This is a genomic window from Staphylococcus sp. 11007852, from assembly GCF_011394325.1.
GTDB lineage: Bacteria > Bacillota > Bacilli > Staphylococcales > Staphylococcaceae > Staphylococcus > Staphylococcus agnetis.
In genome coordinates, this window is sequence record NZ_JAANBJ010000029.1 from 1 (window position 1) to 17,646 (window position 17,646).

Here is a 17,646-nt window from a genome sequence, read left to right on the forward strand (position 1 = left end):
TACGCCATCGGATGGTCTACCCGGTCGATGACCGGTAAGTCATCAATGTTACCTAGACCCAGTTGTTGTAAGTTGGGTAATGTTTGGTCAAAACCTTCTAATGTGTGACGGAGTGTATGTGACCCTTCGTCTCCAAATTTGTGGGCATCAGGCGCTTCACCAATTCCCACAGAGTCCATTACGATTAAATGTACGCGGTTAAATGTTGCCATTGTAACCCCTCCTTTTGTCTGATGCTTGCTTAGTAGTCTGAATCGGATTCTAAACCTTGCATAATTTGAACACCTGCACTCGCACCAATACGTGTCGCACCGGCATCAACCATTGCTTTGAAATCGTCTAAGTTACGTACACCGCCGGACGCTTTCACTTCAAGTGCATCGCCTACTGTTTCTTTCATTAACTTCACATCTTCCACTGTAGCGCCACCACCTGCGAAACCTGTCGATGTTTTCACAAATGTCGCTTGTGCTGCTTTTGATAATTCACATGCTTTCACTTTCTCGTCATCTGTTAATAATGTCGTCTCAATAATGACTTTAACTGTTTTACCTTGTGCAGCTTTCACGACCGCTTCAATATCTTTTTGAACATCATCATAACGACCATCTTTTAATGCGCCGATGTTGATCACCATATCAATTTCATCAGCCCCATTCTCAATGGCATTCGTCGTTTCGAACGCTTTCACCTCAGGTGTATTCGCGCCAAGTGGGAAACCAATCACAGTACATACAAGTACATCTGAATCTCTTAATTTTTCATGTGCATACGCAACATGTGTAGGATTCACACAAATCGATTTGAAGTGATAGCTTTTCGCTTCGTCAATAATCTTGTCGATTTGCGCGCGTGTAGATTCCGGCTTTAATAGTGTATGATCAATATATTTTTCAAAATTCATATTCAAACTCCTTTAACTTTCTTTACTAACTTCCGATTTTGTCCATCTATTCAATATTACAAATAATGCTAGACCCACCAAACTCATCAAACCAAGTATAAACAAGATAACGCCAAAATGCGTTTCAACAGCATTATTTCCTGGGAAATTCAACGCTTTTAAATCAATTAAAGCAGCTGCGATTGCTATTCCGACTGAAACTGCCACGTTAATAATTAAATTGTAGAATCCAATTGCGACACCTGTCATATGAATATCAATAGTGCGAATCGTTTCGTTCAATAATGGTGCATACATTAACGCAAAGCTACCTGCAAAGAAGATCATCGAAATCACAAATATTGAAACGTGTTGACCTACAGTAAATGATGGTAAGAATAGGCTGAGTGCAATGAGAACAATTGCTGTAATCGTTGCTTGTTTGGATGTTAAGTAATTACCAATTTTCCCACTCAATGCCCCTGTAACCACTGCAACTAAATAACCTGGAATTAATAAGAGTGACGTTGTATCTAATTCAAAATGATAAATTTGTTGCATGATAAATGGGAATGTAAAAATATAGCCCAATTGAATCGCATACATGACAAATACAATAAATAAGAATGATGCATAGCGTTTGTTTTGGAAAAATGATTTATCCACTAGTGGATGTTTGGCATTTTTAATGTATAGCGCAAATACTGCTATGGCAATCAATGCGCCAATCATATATAACCAATTAAAGTTGGTGATAAATAACATCACTGTTGTCGCAATAGTTGCTACTAAAATCAATCCAATAAAGTCCAAATGGGCTTTATTTGTATTATTTTCTTTTGGTAATAATTTAAATAAAAACGGCAATGTAAATATCACAATTAATGCGATGAGAAACATGTTTGTCCAATGTAAATACGTTGAAATAAATCCACCAGACAATGTCCCAATAACAAGTGATAAAGAATAGCTACTCGTACTCAATCCAAGATATGTTTTCTGATCATCTTTAGATAAATACTTTGCGACATAAATGACATATAACGTTTCTGCTGCAGCAAGTCCTGCTGTTTGGATAATGCGTCCTGCCAATACGAGCGCAAATTGATGTTGGAAAATATAGCCAATAATTGACCCAATAATAATTAAAAATACACCATAAATAAATAATGTACGAATGCTAATGGCATCAGATAAAGACGCATACACCACTGCACCGATCCCAATTACTAGACCCGCAAGTGTCGCTTGCCAACTCACGGTCGTCACTGAAATATTTAAATCATCAGCAATTGCAACTGAAATGAGCTTAAATGAATTATCAATGACTAAACTGAAAACGAATAAAAATAGTAATATTGGTACAGCTCTTTTAACTTTGACATAATCCATCATGACTCACCTCTTATGCTAAAGAAAGTGCAATTTCAATCATATCCGTAAACGCACGTTCTCTTTCTTCTGGAGTCGTAAATTCTTCTCGAATTAAGTGATCGCTCACGGTAAAAATACCTAAAGCTTCAACGCCCGCATACGTGGCATTCATATAAAGTGCTGCAGATTCCATTTCAACACCTAAAATACCCATGCGCATCCAACGTTTTGATGCCGTCTCATCTGCGTTGTAGAAAATGTCGCTCGATAAAATATTCCCTACATGATATGTTGTTCCGTTGTCACGTGCTTTGGCTACGGCTTTTTCAAGTAAATGATATGATGCAATTGGTGAAAAATGTCCTGGTAATTGGTATTGATTGACGTAGTTTGAATCTGTTGATGCACCCTGTGCAATAATAACATCATACAAGTTAATGTGATCTTGCATCGCACCGCAAGAGCCTACACGGATTAATTTTTTACAGCCAAACGTATGAATTAACTCATAAGAGTAAATACCTATAGACGGAATCCCCATGCCTGACCCCATCACAGACACTTTCTTGCCTTTGTACGTTCCCGTATAACCAAACATATTACGTACCGTATTAAATTGTTGTACATCTTCTAAATACGTTTCAGCAATAAATTTTGCGCGTAATGGGTCCCCTGGTAATAACACCGTTTCGGCGATTTCCACGTCGTTCATCGGTTTAATATGTGGTGTTGCTTTCATAATAAAAACCCCCATTTATTTGTCTATATATTTGTCTATTTGTCTAACCACTTATATAATACATGATGTAGATAGCGCTTTCAACATGTAAAATATGACAACTTTTAGAACAACTTTCTCACTGCATTGCGTCTTACGCCCCCCTTAAACAATACAAAAAAGCCACACTGCTATTGCAGTATCGCTTCTTCATATTCCTTATTTATTTTATTCAAGAACGTTGTCTAATTTGTATGATCTGTTCTCACACGTGAGACGATGATTTCAAAACGTTCTTGTGGTAAATACCATTTATTAACTAAAATTGGGCTCGTGTGATTGCCATACACATTTTCAACAACAAGCCAACATGAAGGGCCGCCTTCAAAAACATGCTTATGATTTTTAAAGATAGGTGCTTTCGTAATCGAGTATTTCAAATCAGATTGATAGGCATTCATATAGACCGTTTCTTCTACAAATTGACACATTTGACGTTCACTTTGGGTATTAATTTTAAAAGTATCAATAACATTCACTGGAATAAATGTAAAACACAGTGCATCTGCATGGTTACTTTCATTATCTTTTTCAAAATAATAACGCTCCATCGCAATGACAGCAGAAGGATGATCTGTAAATAGATGGTTCGTATACTCGCTTTCTAAATCTACTCGATAGTTCAATGAACCTAACGTCATGGCGTGGCGTGACATTTGATGTAGCGGGTGTTCTAGCAAAGTCACACTTGATGCGTGATGTGCCCTCATTTGCGGAATGACAATGTGACCTTTACCACGAATACTTTCAATCACACCATCTTCAACGAGAATTTTAATCGCTTGACGTAGTGTCATTCGACTCACACCAAAACGCTCACACAATACTTTCTCAGTCGGGAGTGCTTGCCCTCCTGGAAACTTTCCCATTTGAATCTCTTCGAACAACGTATTATAAATGTTTAAAAACTTTGGCTGCGATTGTGTCACAAAACAACCTCCAATATTTTAACGTTTCCCTTTTTATCATACAATAAGATGATTCCAAATGGCATACATGTTTACAGAAAGTCAATGATTTCTAAAAGCCTGTCCCCCGAAATGCTAAAATCGTTCATCCTAAAAAGAAACCTGAAGCCACATCAAATGTGACTTTAATGGCAATCGTGACACCTACAATATTTTAAAAAGGCTTCAAAATTCATTAAAAGAATTCTGCAGCCTTTGTTAAAATGTGATATTTGATATATAACATCTTTCCGAACATATCAGATATATCCATAAATGCCTATGCCTTTTCCAGTTTTTCTTCTGTCTTTCTACCTAAAGATGGCATTTTAATCATGTGAACTAACAATATCACCGTAACAATATACAATGAGTATTCAATCACATTTAAAAATTGTTGTGCATATTTAAACGCATCGAATACATTTGAAATAAAAATATAGTCCCAAAACATGTGGAACAATATTGGGAAAATAATTTTTCGTGTATAAACATAGAGTACACCTAAGAAAAGTCCTATAGGAATCGACGTCACAGCTTGTAACGTTGCATCAGGTAATGGCAAGCCACCTACGACATTCTTCAAATGTAATAGCGCAAAAAGGAGTGCTGAAATCAAGACCGCATAGATTGGTTTCATATGACGTGCAAGTCCCCCAAGTAAAATCCCTCTGAATGCGCCTTCTTCCGCGATACCAATAATTAATGAACTCACAATCGGGAACAAATAAAGCGGTGTTACACTAAACGTTGCACCTGCAGTAATGAGTGCCAAAGCAGTCAATGTTACAAATGGAATAAATGGTAAGAAGTAGAAAAATGTTATCTCTGGTTTCGGTGTTTGAATTGAAAATGACGCTCTATGACGTAAACCATAAATACTTGTCATCAGAGCTAAAATGAAAAGGACTGCAATAAAGGCGAATAGGAAATTTTCAGTACCATATTCGATACCTAGCCCAAAATTCATAATACTCATACCTATACCTGAGACAATAAAATATGCAATGATGAACTTAGTGTGTTTTTCCATACGAACCACTCACTTTCTCTCTAAAATTTTTTTGAGTCTTGCTCTATTGGGAGATGCAGAACATGCATGCCTCGAATCAAACAAGACTTACTCATTTACATTATAAAACATTTATTTTTTATAAATTAAAAAATTAAGATGGATTTAAAATTAAATTAACCTTAAATGACTTATATATAAACATATAATAACCCGTTCATTACACTTGGAGCGTAATGAACGGGTTATTTGTATTTAATGTTTGATAGATGTGTCGCCACTTTTCGGCATAAGCGTTTGCACATGTCTCATTTTCCAAAGAATCCAAACGATAACGATAACTTCTAATACTACTGTGCCAATAAATAACATTGGTGCAAAGGATACGGAACCTAATCCGTTATTTAAGAAAACATAATCCCAAATGAAATGGAAGAAAATTGGATATAAAATATTTCGTGTATAAATGTACACAGCTCCTAAAAAGATACCCATCAATAACGTTGATAGCATTTGGTTCAAGACATCGCTCAACGTCACACCACCAAGAACATTTAATAAGTGCAACGCAGCAAATAAAACAGCTGATAAAAATACAGCATAAATCGGTTTCATGCGTTGGGCCAATCCACCTAAAATAATACCTCTAAACGCGCCTTCTTCTGCAATACCAATCAATATCGCATCAATCATTGGCAATACAAACATTAGACCTGCATTGGCATTATCTACTAAAGTGAAAGCACCAAGTAGCGTAATTGTAATAAAGGGTAAAATGAATAACCATCCGTGCCCACTTGCTGGCGCTAAAACGAGTGATGATTTATGACGCAATCCATAAATGACCGTCATTATAGCAAGTATTGCCATGAACGGCAAAAAGGTTTGTCCAAAATGTGCTGATTCATATGGGGTATTGAACACCTGTTTGGTTATAATCAAACCCAAACCCATGACAAACATATAAAACGCTAAAAATAAATAATGCTTTTTCATGTGCATCCCTCTTTCTTATTTTTTAATTATTTTAAATATGTGATTTTGCGCCATAACCATTCAAGTGGCCCCATCTTATAAAATTTCATATATATATTACATGCGACAATTTGCAGTACAACCACACCAATAATTAGAAGATAAACCTGACTTATCGTCATCGTACCGTATAATCTTAAAATGTAAAATACAAAGAACAAAATGACACTTTGCGTAATATATACTGTGAATCCTAATTTACCAACAGCCACCATAGGGTTTAACGCTTTTGCTGATTTTGGAAGCTGGCATAATAGCGTCACGAGGCAGAAATAGCCAATAGCCATAAACGTTCCACCGACAAACACAATTTGTGGTGCAATTGCAGAGCCTATCACATCAAATGATTGCATTTTAATGAAAATACCGATGGCTAAGGCCATCACACTGATTACCGAAATCACCTTCAAATGACGACGCATTTTATCGAACAACTCGAATCGATATGCCCATGTACCTAGCATAATAAATGGAAAAACGGTTAAAATACCTGCAAAGAAATTACCTATACTTAACATCGTGTTAACTTGGTTAAACTCATTCATATTCCATTTAATGATTTCCAAAATGTGTCCGCTTTGCAAAATTTCTGTCGTATGTGGATTGCGATTGAATGGAATTAACCTCGTCGCCTGCTCATTGAATAGCGATGACACGTACAGTAAGAAATTCAAAAGTAATAAGCCTATTGATATCATCAACGCATAACGACGATGAATAAATAAAAATGGTATAACGACTAATCCAAGCGTAGCATATGTGTGTAAAATATCACCATTGTATAAGAAATAACCGTGAATAAGCCCAAACGCTAGCATCGCAATAATACGACGATATAATACGATACCAGGTTTCATACCTTTATTGATCATATTGGTATACATAATCGCTAACCCTATACCAAATAAAAAGGCAAATATAGGATAGAAAGCGTTCTGTATAAACACTAAATTAAGTTGATATAAAAATTGACTCCAGGAATCTTTGTAGTAATGGAAAGGTTCATCAAAAACTGTAAAATAATGAACACCTAAAGCATTCATAAATAATATTCCAATTAAACTAATTCCTCGCATAACATCTAAGCTAAGAATTCTCTGTTTAATATCAATCAACTCTCTTTTTAATTAATTCTTGAAATCAATATTTCAAATCGTAACAATTACGGATTATACAACAATCCTTTTCTTTTCACAAACATTCATGAATTTAGAGAGACGAAACGGCATTGTAACTTCTGACTAAATGATTTAAAGTTCCACCAGCATGTCATGGTACGACTACTTGCAATCCCTCTTTAAACGCACAAGGCATATATGTCATTCGTGTTGACTAAGCTTTGGTTAAAATATGCGTTAAGCTAATTGGTACGCAGTAAAATCAATGTACTTACGATGATAATCCCTAGCTCACTATTAGTATAAAGTGTGAACTGACTTTAATAAAAAAAATTAAGAGAAATTTAAAATTAAATCTCCCTTAATTTAAATAATTTTTATAATTTAATTATATCATATATAACTAAGTAAACTAAGAAAATATGATTCAACTTTGCGCTAAAAGCATTCAAACGGTATTGCGCATTTGAGTGTTAAACATATGTTTTTAATAAAACCAATTCATCTTTTATAGGAATGCCCGACTCACTCAATTTTGGAATGTCAGGCTTTTTAGCTCTAGCAGTTTCTACAGCATTTGGTATCACATTGACAACCCTAAACCCTCGCTTTTGATAAAATCGTAATGCATCCAAATTGTCATTTGTGGTAATCACTTTTAACTTATGTTTTTGATATTGTTTTACAACATCATCCATCATGTTAATGAGACGTGTACCTACCCCTTTATTTTGCTCTGTACAATGTAGAGATATGATTTCGACATGGGCATCAAACACTAAAAACGTTAATATACCGATAATTTCATCACCTTCGATTGCAGCTAGTCCAGGTAATATATTCAAGTCATAATCTCCGGAAGATACCACCATCCTGCTCCCCCCGCAATAACAATGAAAAAATGCATGTTTATCTTCTTGGCTTAACGTATTTGTCTTGACGATATTCATGTTACACCTCACTTATTGATGAATTCCTATTGCTATATCATTTCCCCCTTTGAAATCATTTAATAGAAGGAATATAAAATTGCGCATTGTGTTGATCGAAAACAATTTGACTATAATCGAATGGCACACCCGTCTTTGTATAGAAAACTTGTTCATATCTAAGGGTAGGATCGCCTGTTTTATGATGCAGTAAATCCGCTTCTTCTTCCGTCAACGTGTCTACTTGAAAATAAATATCTGAATAGCCAATCTTTATTTTCAAATTTTCTTCCAAATATTGAAAGATTGATCCTTTAGCGATGTCTCCACTCATATAGGGCACTAATTTTTGACTAAAATAGGCATGTTCGATACACAAAACTACCCCATCGATATAGCGGACTCTTTTAACATAATAAACCGCATCATGCTCATTTAAATGCAATTGGTGCCGAATCTCTTCATTAGGATGTTTAATGTTTTGAACCTCAAGTACTTGGCTCGTGACAGTATGATGTTTTAAATCGTCTGTAAAACCATTACTTGTAAATAAATTAATGTATCCTGACCTTTTGGGACTTCTGACAAATATACCCCTTCCACGAGACTGATAGATATAGCCGTTTTTCTCTAACGTTTCAAGTGCTTTAATCACAGTACTCTTACTGACGCAATATTTCGTTTTTAATTGTTCGATATTAGGTAGACGGTCACCCGCTTGGTAAACGCCGTTTTCTAACATGCTACGAATCTGCTGTGCAATTTCTTCATACTTTAACATCAATATGCCTCACTCTTATTCATTTCTATATATTATATCATTAAAAACACCGTTTCATCATTGAACACGTTTTTACAAATTATACCGGTACATTTATAATGTATATGAACAAATAACTTTTGTAATGCTTAGATTTCAACACGAAAGGATGACGATGATGTCACAATTACCAAACAATTTTTTATGGGGTGGCGCGCTCGCTGCAAACCAATTTGAGGGCGGATACGATCAAGAGGGCAAAGGACTAAGTGTGATTGATGTAATGACTGCAGGCAGCCCGCATCACCCTCGTCAAATCACACAAACTATCGAATCCCATCAATATTATCCCAATCATGACGCCATTGATTTTTATAACCGCTATCCATCAGACATCGCATTATTTGCTGATATGCATTTGAAATGTCTTCGCACTTCTATCGCGTGGTCACGTATTTTCCCTAAAGGCGATGAACTCACACCTAACGAAGAAGGACTTCGTTTTTATGACAAAGTGATTGATGAACTACTCAAACATCATATTGAACCTATCATCACCCTTTCTCACTTCGAAATGCCCTTGCACCTTGCACATCACTACGGGGGTTTTAGAAGTAGAAAGGTCGTCGATGCATTTGTAAGATTTGCTGAAGTGGTCTTCAAGCGCTATCGACACAAAGTCAAATATTGGATGACATTTAATGAAATTAACAATCAAATGGACACGAGTAACCCTCTATTTTTATGGACGAATGCAGGCGTTTTGTTGAACGATGATGAGGATGCTGAAGACGTATTATATCAAGTCGCCCATCATCAACTTATTGCAAGCGCCCTCGCAGTAAAAGTGGGGAAATCCATTAACCCTAACTTTAAAATTGGCAATATGATATCTCACGTTCCAATTTATCCATATTCTTGTCATCCGGAAGATATAATGGAAGCAGAAATAAGTAATAGGCAGCGCTTTTTCTTCCCTGACGTTCAAGTGAGAGGATATTATCCACATTAAGCTAAAAAGATGTTTGAACAAAAACATCTACATATCGGATTACGCGATGGTGATGAAACGATATTAGCTCAAGGCACCGTAGACTTTATCGGCTTTAGTTACTATATGTCTACAACAGTGAAACATAGAGACGACGTCCACTTTAATCACAATCCTGTTTTTGGCAGTTTACCAAGCTCCATAGAAAACCCTTACCTTGAAAAAAGTGATTGGGCTTGGGCTATTGACCCCATAGGATTACGCTATACACTCAATACACTCTATAATCGTTATCAACTGCCCTTATTTATCGTAGAAAATGGTTTAGGTGCCGTCGATACAATCGATGCACACGGTGAAATACAGGATGACTACCGTATTCATTATTTAAAACAACATATCGAAGCTATGATTCAAGCAATTAACGAAGATGGTGTTGACGTCATAGGGTACACACCGTGGGGCATCATCGACAGTGTGTCTTTTACTACAGGAGAAATGAGTAAACGCTATGGTCTCATACATGTAGACCGTGATAATCACGGTAATGGAACATTAAAACGAACAAAGAAAAAATCATTCTACTGGTATAAAAAAGTCATTGATTCTAACGGATCTATATTAGACTAGAATTTACACACAAAGAGGCAAAACGTTCATATATCTTCTCATTTTTTAAAAAGGAATTCTAAGCGCTTCCCTGTTCTAGGCGACTGACCTCGACAAATCTAAAAAATTTAGACATTAATAGCCAACAAAGATTATTTTATAGTAAACTTTGTTGGCTTCACAGATAGGGCGACGTCTTAGCCCTTCACTATTTATTTTTGACATGTTCTATGATATCCCCAGGTTGACACTCTAAATAATCGCAAATTGCTTCTAGTGTACTAAAACGAATGGCTTTTGCCTTTCCGGTCTTTAAAATGGATAAATTAGCTATCGTGATGTCTACCGCTTCTGATAATTCTGTTAATGATATGTTTTTTTCTTTCAGTACTTCGTCTAATTTTATTTTAATCATCTGTATAACCTCAAATTGTCAAATCATGTTCTGCTTTAATTTTTTGAGATTTTTCATAAACTGCTGCGAGTATTAAAATTGTTACACCAATAATCATAATGAGCGCATGACTCATATCGCTTGTATTTAATACGCCCTTATAGCTTTCTCTAATTGTCATGAGCGCTTGAAAGTTTGGAAGCACCCCATAAATGAATAAACACATGGCAATGCCCGTAATCTTCGTATGATTCGCATCTGAAAAATCAAAGCCTTTAAAAATCTTAAAGAATAATTTTAAAGTTAAAATACCCACGACAATAAACATGACACATTGCAAGATATAAATAAGCGCATAAGCATGATACTTCATTTCAATATCTACAAAATCCAAGTCAAATAGCGCATAATAATTCATAAGAGACTTAATAGCTACAACAATACTAAAAAATAAAAGCAACACCAACATTAACATCGTTATTCTAAATATCGCTTTCATAATCCACACCTCTTTTTATCGTTTTTCAATAAAATCATATCATCTATTTTATCGAATATCAATAAAAATTATCGATTTTCGATAAAAAAACACCCCCACTACGCTGATAGTGGAGGTGTATGCCATCTTAAGCGTGATATCTGCCAATAATAACACTTGTCACGTCATTGCCATTATACACAAAGCTGATTTTTTTACCATTAACATTATATGTCATACCTCTGTGTATTGAATCATGAGCCATAGGATAATTTGCATATGCTTTTTTCACATCTGAAACTTTTAATGATTTGTTTGTTACTGAAAATGTAATAGCAGTCGGTTTATGATTGATGTATTCAATTACTTGGTCATATTTCTTTTTAAAATAATATGGATCAGTCGCTTTGTATTTTGGATCTCTCGCGTCTACTTTGACATTGTTTATCGTCACATTATTAAACTTTAATGCTTGAATAAACGTTTTGTTAGTGACAAATTTTGCATTCTGTCCAGCGTAACCTGTATATGTGTAATATGGCGTTACTGCTGCTTGAGCAACACTTGATTCCGTTGGCAATGCGTTAAAAGATACTCCAGTTAATAAAATACTCGTAGCTAAAACGACTTTAGACATTTTGAACATCATATCAACTCCTGTATATTGTTAAATTACACTTTTATATTACGATAACATTACAAATATATCAACAGCATTACAGAAGTTTTTATAAATTTTTTTGGCATCTCTCTTAAAACCTTTATATATCAACATTTATAAATTAAAAAAATACACATATAACTAAAATTCGTTAGCTATATGTGTTCGATATGTCATTATATAATTTTATTTTTCCCATAAAAATTGAATCATCGCATTTGCTGCTTCTGCATTATCATGAAGTGCACTATGTTGCGCCTCATCACCTTCATATTTTAGTTCTTTATAGCTTTTAGGGCTATCGCCTAACAAATATTTTAATGATTGTGACGAACTATTGGATACTCGGCCATCGGAATGTGTCCCATCCAACACATCGCCGTAAATATTTAATACTTCGATATTTTTACCTTTATAAATGGATTTTAACTGCATAAATTCTTGATAAGGCGGGTTCATCCGTGATGGTTTGCCTTGATGATCAACTTTAATTTCATTATATTCTTCATTTAAGCCGATAACACCATTAAATGTTCCTGCGATATTCACTTGTTTTTTAAGTTGAGGCAATGACGTATCTTCCCCATAATCAATCATATATTGCGCAAAAGAAACATTTCCCATCGAGTGTGCGACAAAATTAAAATGTTTAATACCATATTTTTGTTTGAGCTTTTCCAATACATTACGAATCCATAATGCATTTTCGTTTAAATCCACTTGTGTATTGTCTTCTAAAACAATTTGGACCAATGGGTTTTTGGTATTTTTGGAAAAGTCACCTTCAAGCGTGACATCACCATCAAGAGATACGTACGCAATCACTACATCTTGCGTCACACCTTGATCTTTGGCTACATTCACTAAATATTTCATCGAATTGATCGTCCCACTATAGCCATGCAAAAAGACTGTCGGTGTCGTATCTTGAACGAATCTAGATTTTGCTTCTTCTTCAAATATTGTCCGTTTATGTACCACTATCATTATGATTAAAATAGCCACTATGACTGTCACTAAAGCCCCTACAAGCCATAAAATCCTTCTTTTCACAGTCGTAACCTCAATTCATTATTTTTTCACTATTATAACCAAAGTTGTTAGAAATTACCTTGTATTGAACTTAATTGAAGTGAATAGACCCATATCTATATTATTAAATCTAATGTTGTATGATTCTTTAGAAATACATATTAAGTCTTATGTTTCAATATTGTGTTCATATATTATAATTATCTGTATAGATTAGAAAAGGTATTGCTACCTTCAATTTAATAATATAGCGTACACAAATATTCAATTTCAGCAAATGATCACTCACGCATAATAATTAAACCGCTTCAAAGGAGGTCTTACGATGGCGTATCGAATCTTTGTAATTGAAGATGATCAGCAACTCGCACAACTCATAAAAACCTATTTATTAAAGTATAATTATGACGTTATATTATGTGACAATTTTAAAGACATTGATCATACTGTCAAATCTTTACAACCTGATTTAATCCTTTTAGATATTAATATTCCGTATTATGACGGTTTTTATTGGTGTCAGGAACTACGTAAAATCACATTAGCACCGATTATGTTTATGTCTGCTAGATCAGACGACATGGATCAAGTGCATGCAATGATGAGTGGTGGCGATGACTACATTACTAAACCATTTTCATATGATTTATTATTAGCAAAAATAACCTCACAGTTACGGAGAGCTTATGGAGACTATGCGGTGAAAGAGACAAACATTCAGTGTGGTGATTGTACGTTTAATAAATCAAAATTCACATTGTCCTGTCATGGTACAGAAATTGATCTTTCGAAAAATGAGTCATTATTGATTCACTCTTTGTTCGAACATTATCCTAACTCTGTCAGCCGAGAAAAAATTCTACTTAAAATTTGGGACAATGAGCATTTTGTTGAGGAAAATACGTTAAATGTGACTGTGAGTCGTGTCCGCAAAAAGTTACAAGACCTTCAGTCTAATATTAAAGTTGTGACAATACGTGGGATTGGATATAAAGTGACCTATGAAAAATAAACATATCCTTAAATTATTTATATTTGATTATGCGTCGCTTTTTATCATTATGTTTGTAGTACAATCGCTTTTCTTTAGTATCTTATTATTTTTAAAGGGCATCTGGATTAAAGAAGCACTCTATTTCAGCTTCTTAACCGCTTTTGTTTTATTCCTATATGTCATGTTTCGTTTATATCGAAGTGGTCAACTTTACGGTAAATTATTGCAAAAACATTCAAACTTAAATGATTATATGATTCATGATCCTAGAAGTTATATGGAGAAACAATTTAATGCATTAATCGATCATCTTATCGAAGAACAAGCACACCAATCCGTGAAATATAAAGAAGATAAACAATTGCAAAAAGTGTTAGTTTATCGCTTTGTACATCAAATGAAAACGCCTGTTTCCGTACTAAAGTTGATGTTAGAGAACCATGAAAACGATATGTTGGCTCAACCTATCAATCAAAACTTAGACAAAATTCAATATAACTTAAACCAAATGTTAAGTATGTATCAACTTGATGATTTCAAAAATGATTTTGTGTCTGAAAAAGTATATTTGCAAGACATATGTAAAACATGTATTAACAACTTGAAAGACTACTTTATCACTGCTCAAGTTTATCCTAGATTAGAAATTTCTGACGATACGTATGTTTATTCAGATTCTAAATGGTTGAAATTAGTGTTACATCAATTACTCACAAATGCCATTAAATATAGTTATAAAGGACAATCTGTTATTATCCAAGTTCATCGTGATGCTAATGGTGTGACACTTTCAGTGATTGATGAAGGCATGGGAATTCATGAAGCAGAACTCAAACGTATATTTGACATCTTTTACGTGGGTAGCAATGGCCGTAATAACGCAGATTCAAGTGGCATCGGCCTTTATATTGCACGAACAGTCATCGACAACCTCGGTCATACGATTACTATCGAGTCACAACTTAATCAAGGGACACAAGCACACGTACACTTTTAGTTAACAATAAAGAAACGTTGATTCATCAAATAAGATTACTTTTCCATAAATCCGTAACATTACAAATCTGTAAGGTTCTGTAATGTAATCGGATTTTTTTACTACATTTTGATTGCTAAGATTGATGTATAAAAGATGACCTTGTTAACGAGATAAAATAAAAGTTTAAATAGAGGAGCAAATATCATGATTCTAAAAGTATCTCATTTAGAAAAAACGTATAAAGGAAAAGTTGCATTCAAAGCATTAAACGATATCAATATGGAAGTAGATAAAGGAGAATTTATTGCCATTATGGGGCCAAGTGGAAGCGGTAAAAGTACGTTTCTCAATACGATTTCTACCATTGATGAACCCACACACGGCACAGTAGAAATAGACGGCATAAACCCTCATATTATTAACGATGAACAACTCGCAAAATTTAGACGTAACACCCTTGGATTTGTATTTCAGCAATTCAATTTAATTCATACATTAACGATTGGTGAAAATATCATTTTACCTTTAACTTTAGAAGGCATGGATTTTAAAGAAATGGATGCCAAACTTAAAGAAATCAGTGCAATGTTAGGCATAGAAAATATTTTGGATAAACGAACATATGAAGTATCTGGTGGACAGGCACAACGTGCAGCAATCGCAAGAGCTGTCATTAACGCACCTTCAATCGTATTAGCAGATGAGCCTACAGGAAATTTGGATTCTAAATCCGCTAAAGATGTCATGAAACTATTTAAAAAATTAAATGACACTTTAAATGTGACTATCATTATGGTAACCCACGATCCTAATATCGCGGCATATTCCGATAGAACGTACATTATAAAAGATGGCAATATTTATCAAGAAATCTTAAATAAATCGAGCCAAAGCAAATATAAACAACAGATTTTGAATACAATGACGTTGCTCGGAGGTGACGAAGTTGACCTTGCTTAATTTTGCATACAAAAATATCAGTCGTGACCTCAAAACCTATTTTTTCCATTTCATCAGTTGTACCTTTTCAGTTTTTGTATTTTTTATCTTTACGAATTTAACGTTCCACCCTGCACTCAAAGTTGTAGATAAAGATAGCACCATTGGTGTGATCCTAAATTTAGGATTGCTTATCTCACTGTTCTTTTCGTTTGTATTCATTTTGTATTCTGTAAATAACTTTCTAAAATTAAGAAGTAGACAATTTGCAATTTTAAATATTATAGGGTCGACCAACAAGCAATTTAAACGCATTATTTTTTATGAAAATGGGTTAATCTCTCTAGGTGCGCTTATTTGTGGAACAATTTTAGGAATTGTCTTTTCCAAATTCTTTTTAATGATAGCTGAAACAATCATCGGTGGATTGAACCTTTACTTCTATTTACCTATTAAAGCGATGATTTTCACTCTATTGTTAATGGGTGGATTATTTCTTTTTATCTCTATCATTGCACCCATCGTTTTAAGAAAGAAGAAGATTATAAGTTTGCTAAAAAAAGAGGATGAAGCAGAAAATAGCTATTTACCAATTATTGGATTAGGTGTTGCCATTATTATTCCAATTTTAATTTATAATAGACATAGCGAAAGCCTTTTGATGTACCCGCTTTATCTCCTGGCTTTCATTTTAATCAGTTATTTTATATTTAACCTTTTATTTGTTGTCTATATGTTAATCATGAAACAGACTAAATTGAAATTTAAAGGCGCCGGACTGATTAAACTCAGTAATTTTAATTATCACATTCATACCAATTTAAAGACGATGACCATTACAATGATGTTATTTACAATAACATTGACTTCTTTAATTTATATCATTGGTGCACCTAGAAATGTAGAAAAGACAACTCAAAAAATCTTACCGTATTCATTGATGTACAGTGCTTTAAATAAGAACATTGATGATAAAGAAAAAGCCAATAAAATTAAAGAAACTTTGAAAGATTACAAAGGCTTTAAATTTCTAGAAGTTAATTATTTAAAATTTTCGACCCCAAATAGAGATGTACTGATTTCCAATTCAATGTATAACAAGATTGCTAAATACCTTAAAAGAAAGCCTGTAGCTTTGAAAGACCATGATTACTATATGATTGGTACCGATGGTAAAAACGTCCCAAAGATGGGAGAGCTCATGGGAAAAGACCTTGAGCGCCATCAAATCAACAACAATAAAGGGGCAACATCTGAAACAATTGCGTTATCAGGCTATTTTACAAGTGTCACTGTTATTTCTGATACTAAATATAAACGCCTTTCACAACAACTTGAAAATAATCGCTTTTTCGCTTATCAATTTGATGACTGGCAGCATTACAATAGTCAAGCTTTAGCAAAGCAGTTAAACATCAATCAGGATGATGATTCGTTATCATCCGCTTACTGGTACTATACAACCGAAAAACTACAACGAAATATTATTGCTTATGTAGGGAGCGTTTTATGTATTTCGTTTCTAATCGGAATTGCCAGTTTAACTTACTCAAGGTTATACTCTTCAGCAGAAACTGAAATTAAAAAATATGAGACGATGATACGTTTAGGTATTTCCAAACAATCAAGCATGCTCTTTCAAGCACAATTATATGGATTTTTCTCCTCCCTTTTATCGTAGCGCTGATGATTACATGGGGCATCGTCATTTATCTTGACCAATATAGTGTCAT

At 34.3% G+C, this 17,646-nt stretch carries 17 protein-coding genes and 2 pseudogenes; 5 read left to right on the forward strand and 14 right to left on the reverse strand.

Annotated elements, in window-relative coordinates:
* The 10 genes and pseudogenes from G8Y85_RS09010 to G8Y85_RS09055 all read right to left on the reverse strand — a co-directional run.
* A pseudogene (locus G8Y85_RS09010) lies at window positions 1-212 on the reverse strand (phosphopentomutase); the annotation flags it as partial.
* Between the two features lie 29 nt (window positions 213-241).
* Window positions 242-904 (reverse strand): deoxyribose-phosphate aldolase, encoded by a 663-nt coding sequence (gene deoC, locus G8Y85_RS09015; RefSeq protein WP_165805733.1) that lies wholly within the window; start codon window positions 902-904, stop codon window positions 242-244.
* 12 nt (window positions 905-916) lie between these two features.
* Window positions 917-2,278 carry an MFS transporter gene (locus G8Y85_RS09020; protein WP_107368771.1) on the reverse strand — a complete coding sequence of 454 codons (1,362 nt, stop codon included), beginning with the start codon at window positions 2,276-2,278 and terminating at the stop codon, window positions 917-919.
* A 10-nt stretch (window positions 2,279-2,288) separates the two neighbouring features.
* Window positions 2,289-2,996: a purine-nucleoside phosphorylase gene (gene deoD, locus G8Y85_RS09025; RefSeq protein WP_085622600.1), complete on the reverse strand. Its 708-nt coding sequence runs from the start codon at window positions 2,994-2,996 to the stop codon at window positions 2,289-2,291.
* A gap of 224 nt (window positions 2,997-3,220) precedes the next feature.
* Entirely contained in the window at window positions 3,221-3,964 is a 744-nt protein-coding gene (locus G8Y85_RS09030) for a GntR family transcriptional regulator (RefSeq protein ID WP_060552076.1), read from the reverse strand.
* A 298-nt stretch (window positions 3,965-4,262) separates the two neighbouring features.
* Window positions 4,263-5,015 (reverse strand): CPBP family intramembrane glutamic endopeptidase, encoded by a 753-nt coding sequence (locus tag G8Y85_RS09035; protein ID WP_107368770.1) that lies wholly within the window; start codon window positions 5,013-5,015, stop codon window positions 4,263-4,265.
* A 234-nt stretch (window positions 5,016-5,249) separates the two neighbouring features.
* Window positions 5,250-5,990 (reverse strand): CPBP family intramembrane glutamic endopeptidase, encoded by a 741-nt coding sequence (locus G8Y85_RS09040; protein WP_157951753.1) that lies wholly within the window; start codon window positions 5,988-5,990, stop codon window positions 5,250-5,252.
* Window positions 5,991-6,016: 26 nt separating this feature from the next.
* Window positions 6,017-7,105, reverse strand: coding sequence for a DUF418 domain-containing protein (locus G8Y85_RS09045; RefSeq protein ID WP_133173787.1), 1,089 nt, complete (start codon window positions 7,103-7,105; stop codon window positions 6,017-6,019).
* A 515-nt stretch (window positions 7,106-7,620) separates the two neighbouring features.
* Complete coding sequence (locus G8Y85_RS09050) at window positions 7,621-8,019, reverse strand: GNAT family N-acetyltransferase (RefSeq protein ID WP_060552080.1); 399 nt, start codon at window positions 8,017-8,019, stop codon at window positions 7,621-7,623.
* A 133-nt stretch (window positions 8,020-8,152) separates the two neighbouring features.
* Entirely contained in the window at window positions 8,153-8,857 is a 705-nt protein-coding gene (locus tag G8Y85_RS09055; RefSeq protein WP_107368767.1) for a GntR family transcriptional regulator, read from the reverse strand.
* A gap of 157 nt (window positions 8,858-9,014) precedes the next feature.
* Between G8Y85_RS09055 and G8Y85_RS09060 the strand changes: the two are divergent.
* Window positions 9,015-10,457, forward strand: a pseudogene (locus G8Y85_RS09060) (6-phospho-beta-glucosidase).
* A gap of 187 nt (window positions 10,458-10,644) precedes the next feature.
* On the opposite strand, the gene G8Y85_RS09065 reads toward G8Y85_RS09060, so the two are convergent.
* From G8Y85_RS09065 to G8Y85_RS09080, 4 genes are all read right to left on the reverse strand, one after another.
* Window positions 10,645-10,851, reverse strand: coding sequence for a helix-turn-helix domain-containing protein (locus G8Y85_RS09065; protein ID WP_060552083.1), 207 nt, complete (start codon window positions 10,849-10,851; stop codon window positions 10,645-10,647).
* Between the two features lie 10 nt (window positions 10,852-10,861).
* On the reverse strand, window positions 10,862-11,329 hold the full coding sequence (locus G8Y85_RS09070) for a DUF2975 domain-containing protein (protein WP_240928881.1): 468 nt from the start codon (window positions 11,327-11,329) through the stop codon (window positions 10,862-10,864).
* A gap of 127 nt (window positions 11,330-11,456) precedes the next feature.
* Complete coding sequence (gene isaB, locus G8Y85_RS09075) at window positions 11,457-11,945, reverse strand: immunodominant staphylococcal antigen IsaB family protein (RefSeq protein WP_133173788.1); 489 nt, start codon at window positions 11,943-11,945, stop codon at window positions 11,457-11,459.
* Between the two features lie 210 nt (window positions 11,946-12,155).
* A complete protein-coding gene (locus G8Y85_RS09080; protein ID WP_107368773.1) occupies window positions 12,156-12,956 on the reverse strand; it encodes an alpha/beta hydrolase in 801 nt (266 codons plus the stop codon).
* A 370-nt stretch (window positions 12,957-13,326) separates the two neighbouring features.
* Between G8Y85_RS09080 and G8Y85_RS09085 the strand changes: the two genes are divergently transcribed.
* From G8Y85_RS09085 to G8Y85_RS09100, 4 genes are all read left to right on the forward strand, one after another.
* On the forward strand, window positions 13,327-14,013 hold the full coding sequence (locus G8Y85_RS09085; protein ID WP_107368764.1) for a response regulator transcription factor: 687 nt from the start codon (window positions 13,327-13,329) through the stop codon (window positions 14,011-14,013).
* A complete protein-coding gene (locus tag G8Y85_RS09090) occupies window positions 14,003-14,992 on the forward strand; it encodes a sensor histidine kinase (RefSeq protein WP_060552087.1) in 990 nt (329 codons plus the stop codon). The genes G8Y85_RS09085 and G8Y85_RS09090 overlap by 11 nt, the downstream gene beginning before the upstream one ends.
* A 186-nt stretch (window positions 14,993-15,178) precedes the next feature.
* Entirely contained in the window at window positions 15,179-15,934 is a 756-nt protein-coding gene (locus G8Y85_RS09095; RefSeq protein WP_060552088.1) for an ABC transporter ATP-binding protein, read from the forward strand.
* On the forward strand, window positions 15,921-17,594 hold the full coding sequence (locus G8Y85_RS09100) for an FtsX-like permease family protein (RefSeq protein ID WP_210433363.1): 1,674 nt from the start codon (window positions 15,921-15,923) through the stop codon (window positions 17,592-17,594). The genes G8Y85_RS09095 and G8Y85_RS09100 overlap by 14 nt, the downstream gene beginning before the upstream one ends.
* The last annotated feature ends 52 nt before the right edge of the window (window positions 17,595-17,646 follow it).

Excerpts from the sequence above, each read along its gene's own strand:
- deoC (WP_165805733.1), bottom strand. The coding sequence starts at position 904 with ATGAATTTTGAAAAATATATTGATCATACACTATTAAAGCCGGAATCT.
- G8Y85_RS09020 (WP_107368771.1), bottom strand. The coding sequence starts at position 2,278 with ATGATGGATTATGTCAAAGTTAAAAGAGCTGTACCAATATTACTATTT.
- deoD (WP_085622600.1), bottom strand. The coding sequence starts at position 2,996 with ATGAAAGCAACACCACATATTAAACCGATGAACGACGTGGAAATCGCC.
- G8Y85_RS09035 (WP_107368770.1), bottom strand. The coding sequence starts at position 5,015 with ATGGAAAAACACACTAAGTTCATCATTGCATATTTTATTGTCTCAGGT.
- G8Y85_RS09040 (WP_157951753.1), bottom strand. The coding sequence starts at position 5,990 with ATGAAAAAGCATTATTTATTTTTAGCGTTTTATATGTTTGTCATGGGT.
- G8Y85_RS09045 (WP_133173787.1), bottom strand. The coding sequence starts at position 7,105 with ATGCGAGGAATTAGTTTAATTGGAATATTATTTATGAATGCTTTAGGT.
- G8Y85_RS09050 (WP_060552080.1), bottom strand. The coding sequence starts at position 8,019 with ATGGTGGTATCTTCCGGAGATTATGACTTGAATATATTACCTGGACTA.
- G8Y85_RS09055 (WP_107368767.1), bottom strand. The coding sequence starts at position 8,857 with ATGTTAAAGTATGAAGAAATTGCACAGCAGATTCGTAGCATGTTAGAA.
- G8Y85_RS09065 (WP_060552083.1), bottom strand. The coding sequence starts at position 10,851 with ATGATTAAAATAAAATTAGACGAAGTACTGAAAGAAAAAAACATATCA.
- G8Y85_RS09070 (WP_240928881.1), bottom strand. The coding sequence starts at position 11,329 with ATGAAAGCGATATTTAGAATAACGATGTTAATGTTGGTGTTGCTTTTA.
- isaB (WP_133173788.1), bottom strand. The coding sequence starts at position 11,945 with ATGTCTAAAGTCGTTTTAGCTACGAGTATTTTATTAACTGGAGTATCT.
- G8Y85_RS09080 (WP_107368773.1), bottom strand. The coding sequence starts at position 12,956 with ATGATAGTGGTACATAAACGGACAATATTTGAAGAAGAAGCAAAATCT.
- G8Y85_RS09085 (WP_107368764.1), top strand. The coding sequence starts at position 13,327 with ATGGCGTATCGAATCTTTGTAATTGAAGATGATCAGCAACTCGCACAA.
- G8Y85_RS09090 (WP_060552087.1), top strand. The coding sequence starts at position 14,003 with ATGAAAAATAAACATATCCTTAAATTATTTATATTTGATTATGCGTCG.
- G8Y85_RS09095 (WP_060552088.1), top strand. The coding sequence starts at position 15,179 with ATGATTCTAAAAGTATCTCATTTAGAAAAAACGTATAAAGGAAAAGTT.